Raw genomic sequence first — 23,485 nt, 5'->3', positions numbered from 1 at the left:
AGTATCGGCGACTTCGTGGCAGGGACCGACAAGATCGACCTCACCGCGATCGGCTTTGCCAGCTACCAGGACGTGATCAACGCTACCCACGATGTCGGCGGCAACGCGGTGATCGACCTCGGCAATGGCGACCAGCTGACCTTGACCGGGGTCACTACCGCGCAACTCCACTCAGGCGACTTCATCGGGGTCGGCAACAGCGCCGCCGCGGTGCAGATGCAGCCGTTCATGGCCGACCTCGGCACCGACGGCACCTGGCATGGTGGGATCGCCGCAATCTCGGTCCTGCATGGCTGAGCGGTAACCCGCCGTAGCGATGGGTTGGCGCAAACCAACTCCATCGCCTCGCGGGACGTTGCTGCGGTACAACTGCGTGAGGTGGAATTGCATCTTGTGACCGCGGCAGCGTAACGATCGCATTGGATTCATTCGAGTATGCGTCTATCGATCGAGGTCGATCAGTAGAAAGCGTACAATGGCGCGCCCCGGGGGCCATAAGGAATCCGAAATTCGCGCCGCGCTGGCCAAGCTGCGCGGGGGGTTCGGCGCGATCGTCGCGCTCAGTGCGTTCATCAACATTCTAACGATCACCGGCTCGCTGTATTTGATGCTGGTCTATGACCGCGTGCTGCCGGCGCAGAGCCTGCCGACCTTGTTCAGCGTCTTCGCGATGATCCTGATCGCCTACGCCTTTTACGGCGTGTTCGACGTGATGCGCTCGAAGATGCTGGCCGACGTCGCCGCGTCGCTCGACCGCTCGCTGTCGGGGCGCGTCCAGGCGATCGAAGCGCGGATCGCGCTCGAACGGCCCGAGGCCAAGGAACAGGTCAGCCCGGTGCGCGACCTCGACCAATTGCGCGCGTTCATCGCCAGCGCGGGGCCGCCGGCGCTGATCGATCTGCCCTGGATCCTGCTGTTCCTGATCATCCTGACCGCAGTGCATTACTGGCTGGGCGTGGTGACCCTGGTCGGGATGCTGGGCCTCGCCGCGCTGACCCTGGTCGCCGAACGCGTCAGCGGGCGCCATGTCGCGGCGGTCGCGCAGGCGGCGGCGAAGCGGCGCCTGCTCGCCGATCGCCAATGGCGCCATGCCGAGATCATCACCGCGCTCGGCATGCGCGACCGGCTGATGCTGCAATGGCGGCGGATCCATCACGATTATCTCGACCAGCAGGCGACCTTGACCGACACCACCGCGACCTTGTCGGGGATCAGCAAGGTGGCGCGGATGGTGCTGCAATCGGTCGTGCTGACCGTTGGTGCGATGCTGGTGATCGACGGCAAGGCGACCGCGGGGATCATTTTCGCCAGCTCGATCCTGTCGGGCCGCGCGCTGGCGCCAGTCGATGCGGCGATCGCCAATTGGAAGCATTTCGTCGGCGCGCGCCAGGCCTGGGCGCGGCTCGACAAATTGTTCGGGCAAGTGCCGCCGCCGGTCGGCGAGCGTACCGAATTGCCGCCGCCGGCCAAGTCGCTGATCGTCGACAATCTCTCGTTGACCCCGCCGGGCAGCCAGCTGACCACCGTCGCCGGGGTCAGTTTCCAGGCGCAGGCAGGGCAAGTCGTCGGGATCATCGGGCCCAGCGCGTCGGGCAAATCGTCGCTGGTGCGCGGCGTGCTCGGGGTGTGGAAAGCGGCCAAGGGTGCGGTCCGGCTCGACGCCGCGGCGATCCAGCAATGGGATAGCGAGACGCTCGGCCGCTCGATCGGCTATGTCCCGCAATCGGTCGAGTTGTTCGCCGGCACGATCGCCGAGAATATCGCGCGGTTCGAGGTCGGGGCGCCGTCCGACGTGGTGATCGCCGCGGCCAAGGCGGCGGGCGTGCACGAGCTGATCGTGCAATTGCCGGGCGGCTACGACCTCCAGGTCGGCGAGGACGGCCAGCAATTGTCGGCCGGCCAGCGCCAGCGCATCGCGCTTGCCCGCGCGCTCTATCGCGACCCGTTCCTGGTCGTGCTCGACGAGCCCAATTCGAACCTCGACCCCGATGGCGAGGTGGCACTGGCGCGCGCGGTCGCCGGGGTGAAGGCGCGGGGCGGCATCGTCCTGCTGGTCGCGCATCGCCGCGAGATATTGAGCGTGGTCGATCTGTTGCTGGTGATGCGCGGCGGCACCGCGCAAGCCTTCGGGCCGCGCGACGAGGTGCTGGCCAAGCTCGCGCCGCCACCGCAGCAAGCACCCCGGTCCGATCCGGTGGCGCGCGACGGGAGTGGCGGCAAGGGACCCGGCGGACTGGTCGTCAGCAAGAAGGCCGGGCAATGACCGCGCAAGTCCCGCTCCACGCTTTCTGGCCCGATGCCGAGCCCGATCCCGGTGCCGAGCGGCTGCGTCTCCGTACGCGGCGCGCTTATGTGCTGATCGCCGCTTTGGTGCTCGGCTTTTTCGGTCTGTCGGCGATCCTCCAGGTCGGCGGCGCGGTGGTCGGGTCGGGCGAGGTCGCGGTCGAATCGAACGTGAAGACGCTGATCCATCCGACCGGCGGCATCCTCAAGGCGTTGATGGTCCGCGATGGCGATCATGTCGCCAAGGGGCAGCTGCTGATGCGGCTCGACCAGGGCGTGTCGTCGGTCGGCGCCGAGTCCGCCGCGTTGGGCCTCGAGCAATTGCTCGCGCGGCGCGCGCGGCTCGAAGCGGAACGTGACGGCGCCTCCTCGATCCTGTTCCCGCCCGACCTCACTACCAAGGCCGACGCGCGTGCCAGCGAAGCGATGGCACGCGAGCGGCAATTGTTCGCGCTGCGCCGGCGCGAGCGCGACGGATCGATCGCATTGCTCAATCAGCGCGTGCGCCAATATGATGAGCAGATCGCCAGCTATCAGGCGCAGATCGCGGCGATCGAAAGCCAGATGACCCTGATCGAGCCCGAGCTCGCCGGGCTGCGCAAACTCCACGACCGCCAGCTGGTGACGATCAACCGTCTCAACGAGATGGAGCGCACCGCGGTCCAGATGAAGGGTAGCAAGGCCGCGCTCGCATCGAACATCGCCGAGGCGCGCGCGCATATTTCCGAGGCGAACGAGCAGATCCTCAACGTCGACAAGCAGATCCGCAGCGACGCCGGCACCCAGCTGGCCGAGGTGGTCGGCCAGCTCAACGACCAGCAAGTCCGCGTCGCCACCACCACCGACACGGTCGACCGCAGCGAGATCCGCGCGCCGCAATCGGGCGTGGTCGACAAGATCGCCTATACCACGATCGGCAGCGCGGTGCCGCCCACGCAGCCGCTGCTCCAGATCGTGCCCGATCGCGACACTATGATCGTCGAGGCGCGGATTCGCCCGCAGGATGTCGACCAGGTTCGCGTCGGTCAGGCCGCGCGAGTCACCTTTTCGGGCTTCAACCGTCAGACCACGCCGGACATTTCCGGCAAGCTGATCTTCGTCTCGCCCGACCTGACCTCCGACCAGCGCACCGGCCAGAGCTATTATCGGATCAAGGTGCGGCTAGACGCCGGCGCGCTGGCGAGGGCGCCGCAGATCGCGCTCAAGGCAGGCATGCCGGCCGAGACCTTCGTCGAGACCGGCGACCGCTCGATCCTGTCGTTCCTGGTCAAGCCGCTGCTCGACCAATTGCGCTATTCGATGCGCAGCGAGGGTTAGGGTGCAGACCCGCCGCTGATGGAACCGTTTACCGGGGCGGGGTGGCTGGTCTAAGGTTCGGGCAAGGCGCCGCGCACTTCGTCGATCGAACGCCGTCCGAGGGGATCATCGCATGACCGCGCCCAACGCGCCGCTCAAGACCATTACCATTGTCGGCGGCGGCACTGCGGGGTGGATGACTGCCGGGCTGCTTTCGCACCTGTTCAAGAGCTACGAGATCCGGCTGATCGAGTCGGACGAGATCGGCATCATCGGGGTGGGCGAAGCGACGATCCCGGCGATCCGCGACTATATGACCATCGCCGAGATCGATCAGGTCGAGATGATCCGCGCGACCCAGGCGACCTTCAAGCTGGGGATCGATTTCGTCGACTGGAAGAACGGCCAGGATCGTTATTTCCACGGCTTCGGGCGGATCGGCCAGGACTTCATGTGGCTGCACACGCACCAATTGTGGTTGCTCGAGCGCGCAGCGGGCAAGGGGCGACATTTCGACGATTACGCGCTCAATTGCACAGCCGGGATGGCGAACAAATTCGCCTTTCCGGATTCGCGCAACCCGGCGTCGCCACTGGCCGGCCTGGACTTCGCCTATCAGTTCGATGCGTCGCTGCTCGCGCGCTATCTGCGCGTGCGCTCGGAAGCGGCGGGGGTCGAGCGGATCGAGGGCAAGGTCGTCGACGTCAAGCTCGATGGCGAGACCGGCTATGTCGACCACCTCGTGATGGAAGACGGGCGAACGGTCGGTGGCGACCTGTTCGTCGATTGCTCGGGGATGCGCGCGCTGTTGATCGGCCAGGCGCTCGGCATCGACTATGAGGACTGGAACCACTGGCTGCTCAACGACCGCGCACTGGCGGTGCCGTGCGAGCGCGTGTCGCCGCTCACGCCTTATACTCGGGTGACCGCGCGCGATCACGGCTGGCAGTGGCGGATCCCGCTCCAGCACCGCACCGGCAACGGTCACGTCTATTCGAGCAACCACATCTCGGACGATGAAGCGGCGTCGGTGCTGCTCGCCAATCTCGATGGCAAGCCGCTCGCCGATCCGCGGCCGGTGCGGTTTCGGCCGGGCAAAAGGCGCAAGGCGTGGGAGAAGAATGTCGTCGCGATCGGCCTGTCGTCGGGGTTTCTCGAGCCGCTCGAATCGACCAGCATCCACCTCATCCAGACCGGGATCATCAAGCTGCTCGGCCTGTTCCCGCACCGCGGGTTCGCCGCCGCCGATGTTGCAGAATATAACCGCCAGCACGATTTCGAATTCACCGACGTGCGCGACTTCATCGTCGCGCACTACAAGGTGACCGAGCGCGAGGGAACGCCTTACTGGCGCTATCTCAAGCACATGGCGGTCCCGGACAGCCTGACCGAGCGGCTTGAGCTGTTCGCGTCGTCGGGCCGCTTCTACAAGCGCGCGGCGGCCGAACTGTTCCGTGTCGAAAGCTGGGTCCAGGTGTTGCTGGGGCAGGGGTTCGCGATGGGACACGATCCCCATGCGGCGATCATGCCGGCCGAGGTCCGCAGGTCGTTCCTGGCGGATATCGAGGAAGTGATTGCCGATGCCGCGGGACGGATGCCCGATCACGCCGCCTTCATCGATCGTTATTGCAAGGCGCCGGCGATCGCCGCCTGAACGAAGAAGGGCGGATCGATAGCTCGACCCGCCCCCTTTTCGTCTGCGAAACCGACGGTGTCAGAACTTGTAGCGGGCGCCGACCTTGAAGTTGCGGCCTTGGCTCGCCACGCCGCCCAGATCGTACCGGCCGCTCGCGCCGGCGTCGCCGACGTTACGGAAGCCGCCGCCCCACATCGAGTAGTTGCGGTTGACCATGTCGAACGCGTTGAGTGCCTGGAAATAGACGGTCAGCTCATGCGACTTCGCCCACGGCATCTTGAACGTCTTGGAGAAATTGAAGTCGATGTTCGCGTAGCCGATGCCGCCCGGCTTGTAGATGCCGAAATTGGTCGTGTAGCAGCCGTCGACGGCGGGAGCGGGAATGCCGCACAGGACGCCGCCATAATATGGCCCCGACGACAGGGTCAGGAAGGTCGTTGCGCGGATATCCAGCGGTAACCGGACAGTACCCGTGCCGACGAACCGCCACCGCTCGAGCCCGCTCGACCTGCCCCAGCCCTGGGCGCCGATCGTTGGCGCATCGAAGTTGAAGGGATCGCCGATATTGGCGCCATTGCGTGAGTCGTTGGACCGGGCGCTGGAAATGGTCAGCGTCGTGCTGAAGCCCCAGCCAGATTCCTCAGTGTAGGGCTTGTCGGCCTGCAGGTACAACGCGGCATAGGTGGCCTTGCCGTCGCTGTTGCCGATGAAGATGCTGCCGTAGCCAGGCAACGGCGCGGTGCTGAGGGCGCCTGACGGGAAGAAGATGCCGCCTGCATAGACGTTGCCGTCGTAGGTGAAGACCGGGTTGCCGCCCGGATTGTAGCTCCCGTCCGGATTCCGATTGCCGACGACTTCCTGATAGATGTTGTGCGACTTGATGTACGAGAAACTGATCGAGGTGTTGATCTTGCCGAGCCGCTTCCGGATGCCGAAACTGAACTGGTCGGAATAGGGCACCTTGGTGTTGTTGTTCATCAGGTGCACTTCGCCGCCCCGCATCGCGGCCAGCGCACGCAGTGCGGTGACGTCGGTCGGGATCGTCGTGACGCAGCCCAGGGTGCCCAGGGTACAATTGGGCGGCGTGTTGATGGTCACGACCGATTCGTAAACGTCCTTGATAGTCTCCAGCGCGGAATCGATGAACAACGACCGGTTGTAGTAACGGCCGCCGCCGATCGTGAAGACCAGGTCGCGATCGCCCTTCACATCGTAGGAGATGCCCAGACGGGGCTGGAACGCGCCCGTGAACGGCTTACGATTGCTGCCGGTCGAGATGTAGTCGTCAGGGTTGATTCCCGCTGCCTTCCAGCCAGGATAGGCGCGGATCGCGGCCGCAATGTTGGCCGGCGTCACGAACTTTTCGTTGCGCGAATTGGACTCATAGTCCCAACGCAGGCCAGCGCTGACCTGCCAATGGTCGTCGGGTTTCCAGTCGTCCTGGATGAACAGGCCCACCTCGGTGTTCTTCGCGGTGACCGGCTGGACCGCGGCAGTGTTGATCGACGCTGCGAAGGGCGTCGACGAACCGATTCCGGTGAAAGTATTGCCGTTATAGAAGAATGTGCCCTGGCTATTGTTATCCTCAAGGCGCTGCAGTTTGGTGAAATTGACCTTCACACCGGCCTTGACCGTATGCGCGCCACCGAAAAACGTCACATTGTCCTTGAATAGCGTCTGATACTGATGGTCATCCTGCGTAAAATTCGTCCCGCCAAGGGCGATAACTCTCGCACTGCCCACGTTCGGTGTGTTTCCCGGACCACCATCGACGACGACATAGGATGAACCAGGAGTATTGGGTATCGCCCCGTTGGCTGCGGCATCGCGCGCGAAGATGAACTCATTGAGCCAATTTTCACCGCGGTGAGCCCAAGTGAGCTGATACCGGTGCTCGTCGTTTCGGTTCCTCGTCGATGCGTCGGTCGTCGTCACACCTCCGTTGATCTGGAGATTGGACTCGTTACGAATGAACGCGCTGACATTGATGGTATCTTGCGACGTCGCGAAAAATGTCAACTTGCCGAAATACAGCTTCTCATTGAAGTCCGCCGCGAAACTGCCGTTATATTGCGACCGGGCGCTTTGAGCATAGGCTGCCGCTGCAGGAGTGGGAGCGCTTAATCCGGTGGGAAATTGTGTTGATGTCGGATAGACGCCGATATCATTCGAGCCGAAGGTCTTCTTGGTCCCTTCGAAATCGACGAAGAACGTCAGCTTGTCCTTGATGATCGGGCCGCCGAGATTGCCGCCATAATATTTGGTGTCGAAATCGGGCTTCTGCTTGTACGGGCGCGTCGCGTTGTTGCGGCCACCCGGCCGGTCGTCGAAATTCTCGCTGATGAACGCCTTGGGCTGCCATTCGCCAAAGAGCTCGCCGTGGAATTCGTTGCCGCCCGTTTTCGTCACGGACGAGATCACGGCCGATCCCGATTGCTCGAACTCTGCCTTGAAGTTCTGCGTCTGGACGTCGAACTGGTCGACCGCCGATGCCGGGAACGGGTTGCCCGAGGATAGGTTCTGCCCGAGCGTGCCGCCGTGGTTGACCAGGTTCTTGATGCTGATGCCGTCAATGAACGTGTTGGTATTGTCCGAATTGACGCCGCCCGCCTGAACCCGACGCGCCCTGCCGCCGAGCGTGGGGGCTTCGACGGTGACGCCGGGCGCCAGCGCGGCGAAGTTCAGGAAGTTGCGGTCGCCGTTCGGCAGATTCTCGAGCTGGAAGCGCGAGATGTTGGTGCTGATGGTCGGCGTCTTGACGTCGCGGGCGCGCGAACCAGTCACGACGATGTCCTTGGTGTTCTCCGGCGCCGCGATCAGATCAGCGGTGACTGCCTGGCCCAGCGGCACGACGACGATGACGGACTTGTCGCCCGAGGCTACGCGATAGGTGCTCGGCGGGACCCCCACCAACACGTAATTGCCATTGGCGTCGACCTTGACGGTATCCTGATGGCCGGTGTTCGTATCCGTGAGCACCACGGTCGCGCCAGCGGCGGCACCATCGACATGTCCTTGAATGGTCGAGGTCGTCTGCGCGGAAGCCGGCATGGCCAGCGCAAGCGCGCCGCCGGCCAGGATGGTGGTCGCGAGTGCTGTCCGCAGGCTGGCCCTCATCAGGTTCGTCATCTCAATTCCCCTTGCACGCGGGCGCGAGCGCCCTTTGTCCAGTTGTTTGTCGGTTATGATGTCACAATGCTTCGCGCGCGCCGCGCATGGCGGTCGCCGGTGCCGTCCGGGCGCCCTTCGGCTATCGCTGGGTGTGATTGGCTTGCAGCCATCGCCTTGATCTGAATCCTCTCCTCCGCCGGCAAGCTCTGCCGGGTGGACGGGGTCGACTCTCACGGTCGCGTAACCGGTTCCACAGTTGCACCGTAACCGGTTTCATGCGCATTCGCCAAGCAGAAATCGACTGCCGCGAATCGCGCGGGGCCGGATTTGCCGGGCCTGTTGCGGGACGGCATCACAAGCGGAGTAAAAGCCATGACCGATCTGTCCCGCCGAACTCTCCTGAAGGGCGCGTCAGCGGTCGCGATGGTGTCGGCGGGGCTGCCCGCGCTCGCCAAAGCGGTGCCGGCGACCGACCCGTTCATCGAGCGGCTGATCGCCAAGATGAGCATCCAGGACAAAGCGGGTCAGCTGTCGATCTATTCCGACCCGCTGGCGGCACGGACCGAGGGACCGGTGCTCAACCCAGGCCTCGCCAAGCAAGGGATCGACGAGCTCAAGGCGCGCATCCGGCGTGGCGCGATCGTCGGGCTGTTCAACGGCATCGGCACCACGATCGGCCGCGAGTTGCAGCGCGTGGCGATCGAGGAATCGCCGCACAAAATCCCGCTGATCTTCGCGGGCGACGTCATCCACGGGATGAAGACCAGCTTCCCGGTGCCGCTGGGCGAATCCGCCAGCTTCGATCCCGGCCTGGCCGAGCGTACCGCGCGCGCCGCGGCGGTCGAGGCGTCGGCCAAGGGCATCCAATGGACCTTCGCGCCGATGGTCGATGTCGCGCGCGATCAGCGCTGGGGGCGTGTGGTCGAAGGATCGGGCGAAGACACCTGGCTCGGCGTGCAATTGGCCCGCGCGCGCGTCCGCGGTTTCCAGGGGCCGGATATCCGTCGCGACGATTCGATGCTCGCCTGCCCGAAGCATTTCGCGGCCTATGGCGCGGTGCAGGGCGGGATGGAGTATAACACCGCTGACATCCCCGAGACGACCTTGCGCGAAGTGCATTTGCCGGGATTCAAGGCGGCGTTCGATGCCGGCGCGATCACCACCATGTCGAGCTTCAACGACATTGCCGGGGTGCCGTCGACCGCCAACCATTATCTGCTGACCGACATCCTGCGCGGCGAATGGGGATTCAAGGGCCTCGTCGTCAGCGACTATACCTCGGAAGAGGAGTTGATCCTGCACGGTTACGCCGCCGACGGCCCCGATGCGGTGGTCAAGGCACTGACCGCGGGGTGCGATATCTCGATGCAGTCGGGCCTCTATTGGAAGCACTTGCCAGACCTCGTGAAGAGCGCGCGGATTCCGATGTCGGTGGTCGATACCGCGGTGCGGCGGGTGCTCTACGTCAAGAAGGCGATGGGATTGTTCGCCAACCCCTACCGCTCGCTCGACCCGGTGCGCGAGGCGCGCGACGTGCGCCGCCCGGACGCGATCGCACTGGCACGCGAGGCGGGGCGCAAGTCGATGGTGCTGCTCAGGAACGAGGGCAATCTGCTGCCGCTGAAGAAGCAGGGAAAGATCGCGCTGATCGGGCCGGCGGTGAGCCAGAAGGGCGATTATCCGGGCCCCTGGGCCAATTTTCCCGATTACGAAAGCTGCGTGACGGTCGAGGAAGGGTTCCGCGCCGCGCTGGACGGCAAAGCCAAGTTGAGTGTGACGCGTGGGTCGGACTATGAGGCAGTGATCGATGGCGAACTCGACAAGGCGGTGCGCCTGGCGAAGGACGCCGACGTCGTCGTGCTGCTGCTCGGCGAAAGCGCCAGCATGTCGGGCGAGGCGCAAGCGCGCGTCGATATCGGCATCCCCGCGCCGCAGCTGGCCTTGGCCGAGGCGGTCGCCGCGACCGGCAAGCCGATCGTGGTACTGCTCCGCCACGGGCGCGCGCTGGCGCTGACCGGTGCGGTGAAGAACGCGCCAGCGATCCTGGCGACCTGGTTCCTGGGCTCTGAGACGGGCAATTCGATCGCCGATGTGGTGTTCGGCGATTACGCCCCCCAGGGGCGCTTGCCGGTCAGTTTCCCGCAAGCCTCGGGCCAGGAGCCCTTTTATTACAATCACCGCCGCACCGGGCGTCCGCAGCTGACCGAGGACAAGGCCTACAAGGCGCGCTATCGCGAAGTGACCGACGAGCCGCTCTATCCGTTCGGCCATGGCCTGACCTATTCGAGCGCGAGCTATTCGGCGACGAGCGTCAGTGCAGCGAGCATTCCCTGGGCGGGATCGGTCACCGTCACCGCGACCGTCACCAATACCGGCACTCGGGCGATGCACGAGGTCGCGCAGCTCTATATCAACGATAAGGTGGCGAGCCTGACCCAGCCAGTGCGCTCGCTGAAAGGCATCAAGCATCTCGATCTCGAGCCGGGGCAGAGCGCGACCGTGAGTTTCACCTTGAGCCGCGCCGATCTCGGTTTCGTCCATCCCGACAAGAAGAGCTATGCCGAGCCAGGCGCGTTCGATGTATGGATCGCGCCCAATGCGATGGCGGGCACCCCCGCCACCTTCGTCCTCAAGGCTGGAGCATAGAATGCGGCGACATGTGTCCAAGTCAGTGTTCCTGCGAAAGCAGGAACCCAGGGTCGCAGGCCGTGTCGCTCGTGACTCTAGGCTCCTGCTTTCGCAGGAGCACTGGCTGGGATTGGCTGCGTCGGTGCTGGCGCTCGTCCCTGGGGTCGCGGCGGCGAAGCCGGTCGACCATTACACCGCCTCCGCCAACGGCATCAAAATCGAGATCAGCGCGCCGCGCGCGGACATCATCCGCGTTCGTGCGGGCGAAGGCTCATTGCCCGAGGACGCCTCCTGGGCTGTCCTGCCCCAATCGCGTGAAACCCGCGTGCCGCTGGCGATCAGCGACAAAGGCGACACCACCGAAATCCGCACGTCACAGCTGATCGTTCGCATCGACGACAAGACGCTGGCGATCACCATCACCGATCTTTCAGGCAAAACGATCCTGGCCGACGCTCCCGGCGCGCCGATCCGCTTCGACAATGGAGGTTTCCGCGTCCGCAAGGCGATGCCGAATGACGAGCATTTCTTTGGGCTCGGCGACAAGACCGGCCCGCTCGACCGGCGCGGCGGGGCCTATACCTTCTGGAACACCGACCAGTTCGGCTATACGCCCGCGACCGACCCGATCTACAAGTCGATCCCCTTCGTCATCGGCCTGAACGAGGCGGGTGGCACGTACGGCCTGTTCATGGACAATACGTGGCGCGGGTTCATGGATCTGGGCAAATCCGAGCGCGCGGCCTTCTCGTTCGGCGCCGAGGGCGGCGGAGTCGATTATTACGTGATGACCGGGGCGACGCCCAAGGACATTGTCCAGGATTATGCGTACCTGACCGGTCCGGCGCCGCTGACGCCGAAATGGGCGCTCGGCTTCCAGCAATCGCGCTGGAGCTACATGACCCAGGTCCAGGCGCAGGGCATCGCCGACCGCCTGCGCAACGACAAGATTCCGGCCGACGTGCTGTGGCTCGACATTGATTATCAGGACCGCAACCGCCCGTTTACGGTCGACGAGAAGGCCTATCCCGATTTGCGCGGGCTGGTCTCCAAGCTCGACGCGATGAAGATGAAATTGGTGGTCATCACCGACCTCCACATCGCGAGCGCGCCGAACCAGGGCTATGCGCCATACGACAGCGGGATAGCGGCGGATGTGTTCATGAAGAACCCCGACGGCACCCCATTCGTCGGTCCGGTCTGGCCGGGTGCCGCGGTGTTCCCCGATTTCACCCAGGCCAAGGCGCGCGACTGGTGGGGGCGCAATTATGCCGAGTTTGTCGGCATGGGCGTCGCCGGCTTCTGGAACGACATGAACGAGCCGGCGGTGTTCAATTCGCCGACCAAGACGATGCCGATCGAAATCGTCAACACGATCGACTCGCCGGGCTTCAAGACGCGCAAGACCACCCAGGCGGAGACGCACAACATCACCGGCATGCTCAATTCGTGCGCGACCTACGAAGGCGTGAAAAAGCTCGCGCCCGATCGCCGGCCGTTCGTGATGACCCGCGCCTCCTATGCGGGCGGCCAACGCTGCTCGGCGACCTGGACCGGCGACAACACATCGAGCTGGGCGCATCTGTCGCTGTCGACGACGCAACTTTCCAGCCTCGGCCTGTCGGGCTTCTCCTACTCGGGTGCCGATATCGGCGGATTCGCGGGCAACGCGCCGTCGCCCGAATTGCTCACTCGCTGGATCGAAATCGGCGCGTTCAACCCGATCATGCGCGACCATTACCAGAAGGGGAAACCCGAGCAGGAAGTGTGGGTGCATGGCGCGCAGCAGGAGAATATCCGCCGCCGCTATATCGAGGAACGCTATCGGCTGATGCCCTATCTCTACGGCCTGGCCGAGGAGAATAGCCGTACTGGTCTGCCGCTGATGCGTCCGGTGGTGCTCGAATATCCCGCGGTGGTGAAGGGTGGCGACCGCGTCGGCGGCACCGAGGATCAGTTCATGCTCGGCCGCGACTTGCTGATCGCGCCACCGCAGACCTGGGAATCGCCCGCGCCATACGATATCGGCCTGCCCGGCGTCGGCTGGTACGATTACTGGACCGGCGAGCAGGTCCAGGGCGCGTCGGTCAGGGAAACGCCCAGGCTCGATCGCTTGCCGGTATTCGTCCGCCCCGGCGCGATCATTCCGCGCCAGCCGCTCGTCCAGTCGACCGGCGAGACGCCCAAGGGCGCGCTGGAGATCAACGTCTATCCGGGCAATGACTGCACCGGCTCACTCTATCTCGATGACGGGGTCAGTTTCGCCTATCAGCGCGGCGGCTTCCTGCGTCAGGCGATCCGCTGCGACGCGGGGTCGCTTAGTTTCGAGCCGCGCACCGGCAGTTACAAACCGTGGTGGAGCGGATTCGACGTGGCGATCCACGGTTGGAAAGGCGGCGTGCCCAAGGTGACGATGGGATCGAAGCGGATTGCCGTCCGGGTCGCCGATGGCGCGCTGCGCTTCTCGCTTCCCGATCTGCCCAGAGGAGCACGGATCGCGATCCAGCCATGACCCCCGAACTGCGTCATGTCGGCGAGGCGCAGAGCCCGGTGGTCGTCATCGACGATTTCACCGGCGCCGTGGACGAGTTGGTCGAATTGGCCGCGGCGATGGCACCGTTCCCGTCAAGTTCGGGCAGCTATTACCCCGGACTGCGCCGGCCGATTGAGACGGGCGACGATGCTTATGGCTATGTCGAGCGGCTGCTCAGGGCCGCCGCGCCGTTCATTGGCGGCGGGTTCGATGTCGACACGTTCGACCTGATCGAGGCGAGCTTCTCGATGGTGACGAGCGCGCCTGCGACCCTCGACCCGGCGCAACGCGCCCCGCATTTCGATTCGACCGACTCCAATTATCTCGCACTGCTTCATTATCTCAGCGACACAACCGGCACCGCCTTCTTTCGCCAGCGCGCGACGGGCATCGAACTGGTCGACGACCGCAATGTCGAGCGCTTCGTTACGACTGCACGTCGCGTGAACGGCGATCTGTCGGGATACACTCACGGTTCCAACCAGCATTACGAGCAGATCGGGCAGATCGAAGGCGTGCGCGATCGGCTGGCGATCTATCGCGGGGCGATGCTCCATTCAGGGATTATTCCGCCCGACATGGCGTTCAGCGCCGATCCGCGCCTGGGGCGGCTGACCGCCAACATCTTCATCAAGGGGCACAGAGGATGATCGTTTCCGCTTAGCGTCATCCCAGCGAAAGCTGGGATCTCAAGCCGGATTGCGCTTTCGCCCGAGACCCCAGCTTTCGCTGGGGTGACGGAACGGGGGACGACGAAACTAGCCTAGCCGCGGTTCGCGGCGATCCAGCGGGCGATCGTGTCGAGCGGAATCGGGGTATTGAACGCGAGCCCGGCATTGCTCGAATCGTGCCAGCGCGCAGTGCCTTCGATCGGCGGCAGGCCAGTCACGGTCAGCACGATCGGCCCGTCGATCTTTTCCCAGACATTGGGATCGGCGGACGTGATGCGCGCGCCACCTTGCGAGATGTCGCGCAGATCGACGGCATAATAATGCGCGCCGCAACGCAGGCGGCCGCGCGCCGCGATGTTGATGCGCGGCGCGCGCGCGTGGAAACCCGGCGCGGGATCCTCGTCGCCGCCCAGCACAATGGGCACATCGATATCCTGGTCGAATTGCATGCCGATGCGATTCTCGCGCCGCCATACGACATGGCCCGAGGCGCGGTGCCCGGACTTGAACTCGGCGGTCAGCAGGTCGCCGATTGCCAAGTCCGACCAGATATTCGCCATCAATCCGCCGGGCGAGATATTGCGGACCAGGCAGAGTTCCTCGCCGTGCCGCGTGTGCAGCTTCGCGACGCGCATGACTGCGATATGGCGCGCGCCGTGGCGGCGTTCCGCATCGAGCGGGGCTGCGCTCGATAGCGCACTGCTCCGGGGCGCATCGTCGCGCGATTCGAACATGCGGCCCTCCACTTCGAAAATGTCACTCCAACGGTGCCAACGCTCGCCATGATAGCGGCGCCGGCTCCAGCTTCATCCTACGCGATACACTTCCCGCTGAACGGCGTCTTCTCCGGGAAAGTCCGATCGGCCGCAGTCCACCGGTGTCCACTGTGACGGAGGTTTGTTAATGAAGTGCTGACGAGCGGCCCCAAGTAACGGCGATCATGATGAAAAACCCCCGCATGAGCGATTTCAGCGCACGATTGTTACGCTTGCCCCTCAACGGCGGATCGTCGAAAGTCGCGTCCGAACAATAAAGGGATCGTTGATGAACAAGCTCGGACTGGCCGCGATGGCGGCGGCATTGGTGGCCACGGCGGGCGCGGCGGCGCCCAAGACGACGACGCATCCCCAGGCCGAAACCGAGGCGCTCGACCTCGCCAAAAAGGCGATCGCATTGCGCTCGGTGACAGGTCCGAACAACCAGACGCCGCAGGTCGCGGCACTCTACAAAGCGGCGCTGGTCGCCGGCGGGTTCGCCGACAAGGATATCGAGATCACTCCGGTCGACGACACCGCCTATCTCATCGCGACCTGGCCGGGCAGCGATCCCAAGCTCAAGCCGCTGGTCATTTCGGGCCATATGGATGTGGTCGAGGCCAAGCCGTCCGACTGGCAGCGCGATCCGTTCACGCCGGTGGTCGAGAATGGCTATCTGTTCGGCCGCGGCGCCACCGACATGAAGCTCGACGGCACGATGGCGATCGCCGCGCTCAACGAATTGCGCCGGGAGGGCTATAAACCCAAACGGACGATCATCATCGAATTTTCGGGCGACGAAGAGACGCGGATGAAGACCTCGGCGATCATCGCCGAGAAACTCAAGAATGCCGACCTCGTGCTCAACATCGATGGCGGCGGCGGCATTCTCGACGAAGCGACCGCCAAGCCCAAATATTGGACCTGGCAAGGCGCGGAAAAGACCTATGCCGATTTCGAGCTGACCGTGACCAATCCCGGCGGCCATTCCTCGGCGCCGCGCCCGGTCAATGCGATCGTCGAACTGTCGAGCGCGCTCGAGAAGATCGGCGCTTATCACTTCAAGCCCGAAATGAGCGACCTGACGCGCGAGGCGCTGAGCAAGGCCGCGCCTTATGAAGAGCCGGAAGTCGGCGCCGCGCTCAAGGCGTTCGTCGCCAATCCCAGCGACGAAAAAGCGCTGGCGGTGCTGCGCAACAACCCGAGCACGGTCGGACGGATCGGCACGACTTGCGTGCCGACCATGGTCAATGGCGGCCATGCCATCAACGCACTGCCGCAAAAGGCGACCGCCAATATCAATTGCCGCATCTTTCCCGGCCACAAGCCCGCCGACATCATGGCTGAGTTGCAACAGGTCGCGGGCGACCCCGCCATCGCCTTCAAGGACGTGACCGAAGGCTCGGTCGCCAATGACGCCTCGCCGATGCGCCCTGACTTCATTGCCGCGGTCAACCGCGCGATGGGCAAGGTCTATCCCGGCGTTCCGGTCTTCCCGGCAATGTCGTCGGGCGCGTCGGACAGCATGTGGTTCCGTTATCACAACGTGCCGAGCTATGGCGCCAGCCCGACCTTCATCAAGGAATCGGAGGATTTCAGCCACGGGCTGAACGAGCGCACGCCGATCAGCAACATCGCCCCGGGGATCACTTATTATCTGTCGCTGTTCGCCGATCTGACGAGATAGCTCGCCAATTGCCGCTCGGCGAGGCTCCGTGCCTCGTCGGCAGTGAAGCTGTCGGGCGACAGGCAGAGTTCGAGCCATAGGCCGTCGACCAATGCGGTGATCGCGATCGCGGTCAGGCGGCGGTCGGCGGCGGCTATCCCGCATTCGGCCAGCAACGCCTCGAGGTCCTCGCGATAGCGCGCGTAGATCGCGTCGTGGCGTTCGGCGATCTGCGGTTTGCCGGTCAGGCTCCAGAAAGCGATCCAGGTCGCGAGCAATGCGCGATCGGCGATCGGCGGGGCAAAGCTCGCGGTGACATAGGCAGTGAGGCGCGCGCGCGGATCGTCCCCGGCGGTGGCGACCGCGGCGGCCAGCGCATTGCTGACCTGATCGCCGACTGCCGAATAGGTTGCCGCGATCAGCGCCTCGATCCCGGCGAAATAGTGATTGATCAGCCCAGGCGACACGCCCGCCTCGATCGCGATTGGCCGAACCGAGGCGCCGGTCGCGCCGTCACGCGCCAGCACCCGCGCGGTTGCCTCGATCAGGCTCTGGCGGCGCGCATCGGGTTCGGCGCGCCTGTTTAGCCCTCTCCCGCTCGCGGGAGAGGGTTGGGTGAGGGTCTTCTTCCTTCTTTCTCCGCCGCCAGCCAAAAGACCCTCACCGCTGCGACTAGGCAGCAAGCTGCCAAGTCTCGCTCCTCTCCCGCAAGCGGGAGAGGGTAGTTTGCGCGTGGATTCGTCACCCCGGGCTTGTCCCGGGGTCCACTCCTCCATCTTTCCGTCGCTGCATGATGCATGGTGGATGCCGGGACAAGCCCGGCATGACGACGGTTGTGTTGTTGGTTTTCTTATTATACGATCGTACAACAAGCAACGGGAGTTCGCCCATGGCGCATCGATACGCGGACATTGAGGAGCACGATCCCGACGCCGACTGGAGCCTGCCCGGCTGGCTCTATACTGATCCCGAATATTTCGAGGTCGAGATGGCGCGCGTGCTGCGGCCGTCGTGGCAGATCGTCTGTCATCAGAGCGACATCGCCAAGCCCGGCGATTTCCACACGATCGATTATCTCGGCGAGAGTGTGATCGCGATCCGCGGACAAGATGGCCAGGTTCGCGCCTTCTCGAACGTCTGCCGCCATCGCGCGATGCGGCTGGTCGAAGGGCCGGCGGGCTGCGCGAAGAAGCTGGTCTGCCCGTACCACGCCTGGGCTTATGAGACCGATGGGCGGCTGTCGGGCGTGCCGATGAAGGGCGATTATCCAACGCTGCGGCTGGAGGATAACGGGCTCGCCGGAGTAGACGTCGAGATCTGGCGCGGCTTCGTCTTCGTCCGGCTCGAGGATAATGGCGGCCCCTCGGTCGCGGCGATGATGGCGCCGTACGATCACGAGATCGCGCCTTATCGCTTCGAGGACATGCGCTGCATCAGCCCGATCCGGCTGCGCGAGCGCCAGGTCAATTGGAAGAATGTCGGCGACAATTATTCGGACAATCTCCACATCCCGGTCGCGCATGACGGGCTGACCCGCTTGTTCGGCAAGAGCTATGCGATCGAGGCGCAGCCCTGGGTCGACAAAATGTCGGGCGGGATCGTCGATCGCGTGTCGGACAATGTCTGGGAGCGCTTCTACCAGAAGCATCTGCCGCGCGCGGAGCATTTGCCCGAGGCGAACCAGCGGCTGTGGCTCTATTACAAGCTCTGGCCGAACATGGCGTTCGACATCTACGCCGACCAGATCGACTTCATGCAATGGCTTCCGCTGACGCCGACCATCAGCGTGCTGCGCGAAATGGCGTTCGCGATTCCCGATGACCGCCGCGAGATGAAGCTGGTGCGCTACGCCAATTGGCGGATCAATCGCGTGGTCAATGCCGAGGACACCTGGCTGATCGAGCGCGTCCAGCAGGGCATGGCGTCGCAAAGCTACACGGCGGGGCCGATCGGCGCGAGCGAGGTGTGCCTGCGCAGCTTCGCCAGGAAGATCCGGCACCTGATCCCGGAGGCTCGCCAGCACCGTGCGCCGGCGCCAGGATGGTCGCGGCGGCCTAGAGCGGTCGACTAAACGACCCCTCTCCCGCTTGCGGGAGAGGGAGGGGCCCGCCGCCGTAAGGCGGTGGGAGGGTGAGGGTCTTCTTTCTTCTGTTTCAGCACACGCTTGGAAGAAGAAAGAAGACCCTCACCCAAACCCTCTCCCGCTTGCGGGAGAGGGCTTAAAGGCGAACAAGGTGAGCGAATGACCAAGAAATACGACGCGATCATCATCGGCGGTGGGCATAACGGCCTAGTCTGCGCCTTCTACCTCGCGCGCGCCGGCCTCAAGGTCCGCGTGCTCGAACGTCGCGATATCGTCGGCGGCGCGGCGGTGACCGAGGAATTCCATCCCGGTTTCCGCAACTCGACCGCGAGCTATACGGTCAGCCTGCTCCGCCCCAAGGTGATCAAGGATATGCGCCTCCACGAGCGCGGCTGGCGGATCATCGAGCGCACGATCAGCAACTTCTTTCCGCACGAGAATGGCTATCTCAAGCTCGGCGGCGGCGAAGACCGCACGCGCGCCGAATTCGCGCGCTACAGCCAGAAGGACGCCGATACCTTCCCCAAATATGAGGAAGCGCTCGAACGCGTCGCCGACGTATTGCGCGATCTCTCGCTCAAGACGCCGCCCAATGCCGGCGGAGGTTTGCGCGCGCTGATTGCCGCCGCCGTGCAGGGCAAGAAGCTCGCCGGCATGCATATCGAGGCGCAGCGCGACGTGATGGACCTGTTCGTCAAGTCGGCGCGCGACTTCCTCGATGGCTGGTACGAGAACGAATATATCAAGGCCGCGTTCGGCTTCGACGCGGTGGTCGGCAATTACGCCAGTCCGGACACGCCGGGCTCGGCCTATGTCCTGCTCCACCACGTGTTCGGCGAGATCAACGGCAAGAAGGGTATGTGGGGCCATTCGGTCGGCGGCATGGGTGCGATCACCCAATATATGGCCGAGGCGTGCGAAGAGGCTGGTGTCGAGATCAGCCTTGAGGCGCCGGTCGCCCGGGTGCTGGTCGATGGCGGCAAGGTCGCGGGCGTCGTGCTGGAAAGCGGAGAGGAAATCGCGGCATCGATCGTCGCGTCGAACGCCGGGCCAGCATTGCTCTTCCGTCAATTGGTCGACCGCGCCGATCTACCCGCCGAATTCGCGCACCGCATGGACCGCTTCAAGGTCGGGTCGGGCACGTTCCGGATGAATGTGGCGCTGAGCGAATTACCCGATTTCACCGTGCTGCCGGGCAAGGAAAAGGCCGAGCACCACACTTGCGGCATCATCATCTCGCCGACGCTCGATTATATGGACCAGGCGTTCACCGACGCGAAGGCGTTCGGCTGGTCGAAAAAACCGATCGTCGAGATGAAGCTGCCGACCTCGGTCGATGACAGCCTGGCGCCGCCGGGGATGCACATCGCCAGCCTGTTCTGCCAGCAATTCGCTCCCACGCTTCCCGATGGGCGGTCATGGGACGACGAGCGCGAGGCGGCGGCCGATTTGATCATCGATACGGTCAACGAGCACGCGCCCAATTTCAAGGCGGCGATCATCGCGCGCCAGATCCACTCGCCACTCGATCTCGAGCGCAAGTTCGGGCTGATCGGCGGCGACATCATGCATGGCAACATGTCGCTCGATCAGCTCTGGGCGGCGCGCCCGGTGCTCGGCCACGGCGATTACCGCAGCCCGATCAAGGGTCTCTACATGTGCGGTGCGGGTACGCATCCGGGCGGCGGTGTGACCGGTGCGCCGGGCCACAATGCCGCGCACGAGATTCTGCGCGACCGTTCGGTGCTAGGCCGGCTGTTCGGCTAGAATTGCTTTGGGGCGCAGGAAGTAGAGCGGGATCGCGCTCAGCATCAGTACGACGCTGAGGCCGGCGGCCTGCCAACCCGCGCCCCAGAAGGCGAACAGCGAGAAGACCAGACCGATCGCCGCGGCGGGGATCGCGATCCGGCGAACGAGGGCGGCCACGCACACCGCGAGGTAGAGCCACAAGGTTGCGCAAGACGCCAGGATCGCCATGAACTGGAACACGCCGCCCAGGGTCGGGCTGGTGGTGCAGAGGATCAGCACGGTCGCGAGTGCCGACGAAACGACCAGCACGCGGATCGGGACATCGCGGCTCGATACGCGCGCGAACCAGGCAGGCAGCAATCCCGCGCGCGCCATGCCGAGCGGGACTTCGCCCTGGATCAACACCCAGCCGTTGAGCGCCCCAATCGCGGCGATGGCGGCGAACAGCGCGACCAGCAGCGAGGCGCCGCTTCCCCAGAATTGGCCGACGAACAAGGCGAACGGCGCCGAGGATTTGGCGACCGCGTCGGCCGAGAGGATCAGCACGATCGCCGAGCAGACCAGGATATAGAGCAATCCGGTGACGACGGTGCCTGCCATGCTGGCGCGCATGATGTTGCGCGCGGGGTCGCGCACGCGCTCGGCGGCGACACCGGCGGATTCGAAACCGACCAGCGGGAACAGAGTCAGTGTCACTGCGGTGGCCATGCTCGCCATCACCGCCTGCCCGGTCGGCAAGACCGGCAGATGGACGTCGCCGCCCGCGCCCAGCGACACCGCGATCACGACGACGGCGATCAGCGGCGCCAGCTTCAGGATGGTCGTGACCACCTGGAATCGCCCGGCGGCGCGCGCGCCGGCAAGATTGAGCAAGGTCAGCAGCCACAGCAAGGCGATCGATGTCAGCGCGCCGAGCCAGGGAGTCGCATTGAGCGGCGGGAAGATCGCCGCCAGATAGCTCGCCGCCGCGGTGGCGATCGCGGCATTCGCCGTCCATACCGACACCCAATAGCTCCAGCCGACCAGCACGCCCGGCAATTCGCCGAGCGCCGCGCCGGTGATCGCCACCGCGCCGCTCGCCTCGGGCATCGCCTGCGCCAGCCGGCCGATCGTATAGGCGATCGCCAGCGCGCCGGCGATGCTGACGATCCAGGCGAGCGAACCGATCCAGCCGAACGGCGCCAGCGCGGCGGGCATCATGAAGATGCCCGATCCTATCATTCCGCCGACGACCAGCGCGGTCGCGGTCCAGAATCCGAAAGGCCTTTTGCTGGTGTCCATCGCCCGGTTCCCCTCGACGCGCAGCAAAGCACGTCATTCCGCGCGGCGCCACTGGTCCTTTTCGCGCGACCTGGTCTAGGGTGCTCAGGATGGTGAGCGGAGCAACAGGCGGGACGGGTGGCATGGCGATGGGCGGCCGCTATCATCCGCGCCTGGTCGAGGCGGCGATGGCGCTCAACGACAATGCGCTGCATGTCGCCGAGCCATTGCTCAAGCAGCATCTCAAGGACGATCCGTTCGACGTCGCGGCGATGCGCATGCTGGCCGAACTCGCTGGGCGGATCGGGCGCTATCGCGATTCCGAAGCGTTGCTGCGACGCGCAATCGAGCTATCGCCGGCCTTCACCGCCGCGCGCGCCAATCTCGCGCTGGTCCTGTATCGCCTCAATCGCCCGGCCGAGGCGATCGACGAACTCGAGCAAGTGGTCGCCGAGGATCCCGACAATCCCGGCCATGCCAATCTCCAGGCGGCGGCGTTCGGGCGGGTCGGCGATTTCGACGGCGCGATCGCGCTGTATGACCGCGTGCTCAAGGACGCGCCCAACCAGCCGCGCATCTGGATGACCTATGGGCATATCCTCAAGACCGTCGGACGCCAGCAGGACGGGATCGCCGCCTATCGCCGCGCGCTCGCGCTGATGCCGGCCTTGGGCGAGGCGTGGTGGAGTCTCGCCAACCTCAAGACGGTCAAGTTCGACGACGCGGATATCGCCGCGATGGAAGGCGCGCTCGCCGACTCCGCGATCTCGGACGAGGACCGCTTCCACCTCGATTTCGCGCTGGGCAAGGCGTTCGAGGACCGTCGCCAGGCCGAGGCCGCGTTCCGCCATTACGACGCCGGCAATGCGCTGCGGCGCACGAAGCTGGTCTACGACCCCGACGAGACGCGGCGCTTCGTCGATCGCTCGATCGCGCTGTTCACCCCCGATTTCCTGGCAGAGCGCGCCGACCAGGGATGCGGCGCGCCCGACCCGATCTTCATCCTCGGCATGCCGCGCGCAGGCTCGACCTTGATCGAACAGATATTGTCGAGCCACAGCTCGGTCGAGGGCACGTCGGAACTGCCCGACATCCCGACCCTGGCGCGGCGCGATCAGAATTATCCCGAAGGTCTCGCCGATTTCGCGCCCGAAAAGCTGCGCGCGCTGGGCGAGGAATATCTCAAGCGCACGCGCATCCAGCGCCGCACCGACCGACCGTTCTTCATCGATAAATTGCCCAATAACTGGGCGCATCTGCCGTTCATCCACCTGATCCTGCCCAACGCGAAGATCATCGATGCGCGGCGCCATCCGCTCGGCTGCTGCTTCTCCAACTACAAACAGCATTTCGCGCGCGGCCAGGCGTTCAGCTACGCGCTGGAGGACATGGGGCGTTATTATCGCGACTATGTGCGGCTGATGGCGCATGTCGACCGCGTGCTGCCGGGGCGCGTCCATCGCGTGATCTACGAGGACATGGTCGAGCATACCGAGCGCGAAGTGCGCAGCCTGCTCGACTATTGCGGGCTGGAGTTCGAGCCCGCCTGTTTGGCCTTTCACGAGACAGAGCGCGCGGTGCGCACGGCCAGTTCGGAACAGGTTCGCCAGCCGATTTTCCGTGAAGGGACAGAGGCCTGGAAGCCGTTCGAGCCGTGGCTGGATCCGCTCAAAACCGCGTTGGGCGACGTGCTCGATGCCTATCCGGCCGCTCCGGCCGCGTTGTAAAAACGCAACGCGTCGGCACGTAAATATCGTGCTGTCCCGTCTGCGCTTGACGAATGCTGCGCCTGCTAACACGCTGCCGTAACAAAA

At 64.6% G+C, this 23,485-nt stretch carries 15 protein-coding genes; 11 read left to right on the top strand and 4 right to left on the bottom strand.

Annotation, left to right across the window (positions count from 1 at the left end):
• The 4 genes from AC1DRD_RS19950 to AC1DRD_RS19935 all read left to right on the top strand — a co-directional run.
• On the top strand, positions 1 to 297 hold a 297-nt coding region (locus AC1DRD_RS19950), incomplete at its 5' end, for a hypothetical protein (protein WP_478042755.1).
• Positions 298 to 475: 178 nt separating this feature from the next.
• On the top strand, positions 476 to 2,263 hold the full coding sequence (locus tag AC1DRD_RS19945) for a type I secretion system permease/ATPase (RefSeq protein ID WP_478042754.1): 1,788 nt from the start codon (positions 476 to 478) through the stop codon (positions 2,261 to 2,263).
• Positions 2,260 to 3,600, top strand: a complete 1,341-nt coding sequence (locus AC1DRD_RS19940; protein ID WP_478042753.1) for an HlyD family type I secretion periplasmic adaptor subunit — start codon at positions 2,260 to 2,262, stop codon at positions 3,598 to 3,600. Before AC1DRD_RS19945 ends, AC1DRD_RS19940 begins: the two co-directional genes overlap by 4 nt.
• Positions 3,601 to 3,712: 112 nt before the next feature.
• Entirely contained in the window at positions 3,713 to 5,233 is a 1,521-nt protein-coding gene (locus AC1DRD_RS19935; RefSeq protein ID WP_478042752.1) for a tryptophan halogenase family protein, read from the top strand.
• 60 nt (positions 5,234 to 5,293) lie between these two features.
• On the opposite strand, the gene AC1DRD_RS19930 is transcribed toward AC1DRD_RS19935, so the two are convergent.
• Positions 5,294 to 8,344: a TonB-dependent receptor gene (locus AC1DRD_RS19930; protein ID WP_478042751.1), complete on the bottom strand. Its 3,051-nt coding sequence runs from the start codon at positions 8,342 to 8,344 to the stop codon at positions 5,294 to 5,296.
• Between the two features lie 354 nt (positions 8,345 to 8,698).
• On the opposite strand from AC1DRD_RS19930, the gene bglX reads away from it, so the two are divergent.
• From bglX to AC1DRD_RS19915, 3 genes are all read left to right on the top strand, one after another.
• On the top strand, positions 8,699 to 10,972 hold the full coding sequence (gene bglX / locus AC1DRD_RS19925; protein WP_478042750.1) for a beta-glucosidase BglX: 2,274 nt from the start codon (positions 8,699 to 8,701) through the stop codon (positions 10,970 to 10,972).
• Positions 10,973 to 11,096: 124 nt separating this feature from the next.
• Complete coding sequence (locus AC1DRD_RS19920; protein WP_478042749.1) at positions 11,097 to 13,466, top strand: glycoside hydrolase family 31 protein; 2,370 nt, start codon at positions 11,097 to 11,099, stop codon at positions 13,464 to 13,466.
• Positions 13,463 to 14,137 carry a DUF6445 family protein gene (locus AC1DRD_RS19915; RefSeq protein ID WP_478032017.1) on the top strand — a complete coding sequence of 225 codons (675 nt, stop codon included), beginning with the start codon at positions 13,463 to 13,465 and terminating at the stop codon, positions 14,135 to 14,137. The genes AC1DRD_RS19920 and AC1DRD_RS19915 overlap by 4 nt, the downstream gene beginning before the upstream one ends.
• A gap of 113 nt (positions 14,138 to 14,250) precedes the next feature.
• On the opposite strand, the gene AC1DRD_RS19910 is transcribed toward AC1DRD_RS19915, so the two are convergent.
• The gene (locus AC1DRD_RS19910) at positions 14,251 to 14,892 is read right to left on the bottom strand and encodes a PilZ domain-containing protein (RefSeq protein ID WP_478032015.1); all 642 of its coding nucleotides are present in this window, start codon (positions 14,890 to 14,892) and stop codon (positions 14,251 to 14,253) included.
• Between the two features lie 310 nt (positions 14,893 to 15,202).
• On the opposite strand from AC1DRD_RS19910, the gene AC1DRD_RS19905 reads away from it, so the two are divergent.
• Positions 15,203 to 16,600, top strand: coding sequence for a M20/M25/M40 family metallo-hydrolase (locus AC1DRD_RS19905; protein WP_478032013.1), 1,398 nt, complete (start codon positions 15,203 to 15,205; stop codon positions 16,598 to 16,600).
• Here the strand turns inward: AC1DRD_RS19905 and betI are convergent.
• Positions 16,567 to 17,232, bottom strand: coding sequence for a transcriptional regulator BetI (gene betI, locus AC1DRD_RS19900; RefSeq protein ID WP_478042748.1), 666 nt, complete (start codon positions 17,230 to 17,232; stop codon positions 16,567 to 16,569). The genes AC1DRD_RS19905 and betI overlap by 34 nt on opposite strands.
• 236 nt (positions 17,233 to 17,468) lie before the next feature.
• Between betI and AC1DRD_RS19895 the strand changes: the two genes are divergently transcribed.
• Both AC1DRD_RS19895 and AC1DRD_RS19890 read left to right on the top strand, forming a co-directional pair.
• Positions 17,469 to 18,650, top strand: a complete 1,182-nt coding sequence (locus tag AC1DRD_RS19895) for an aromatic ring-hydroxylating oxygenase subunit alpha (protein ID WP_478042747.1) — start codon at positions 17,469 to 17,471, stop codon at positions 18,648 to 18,650.
• Between the two features lie 171 nt (positions 18,651 to 18,821).
• A complete protein-coding gene (locus AC1DRD_RS19890; protein WP_478032009.1) occupies positions 18,822 to 20,429 on the top strand; it encodes a phytoene desaturase family protein in 1,608 nt (535 codons plus the stop codon).
• Here AC1DRD_RS19890 and AC1DRD_RS19885 read toward each other — a convergent pair.
• Positions 20,409 to 21,692 (bottom strand): APC family permease, encoded by a 1,284-nt coding sequence (locus AC1DRD_RS19885; RefSeq protein WP_478042746.1) that lies wholly within the window; start codon positions 21,690 to 21,692, stop codon positions 20,409 to 20,411. The genes AC1DRD_RS19890 and AC1DRD_RS19885 overlap by 21 nt on opposite strands.
• A gap of 89 nt (positions 21,693 to 21,781) precedes the next feature.
• Between AC1DRD_RS19885 and AC1DRD_RS19880 the strand changes: the two genes are divergently transcribed.
• Positions 21,782 to 23,398 (top strand): tetratricopeptide repeat-containing sulfotransferase family protein, encoded by a 1,617-nt coding sequence (locus AC1DRD_RS19880; RefSeq protein ID WP_478042745.1) that lies wholly within the window; start codon positions 21,782 to 21,784, stop codon positions 23,396 to 23,398.
• Positions 23,399 to 23,485 lie beyond the last annotated feature (87 nt).

Source organism: Sphingomonas sp. P4_G2, from assembly GCF_056401155.1.
This window is presented reverse-complemented; position numbering and strand designations above follow the sequence as displayed.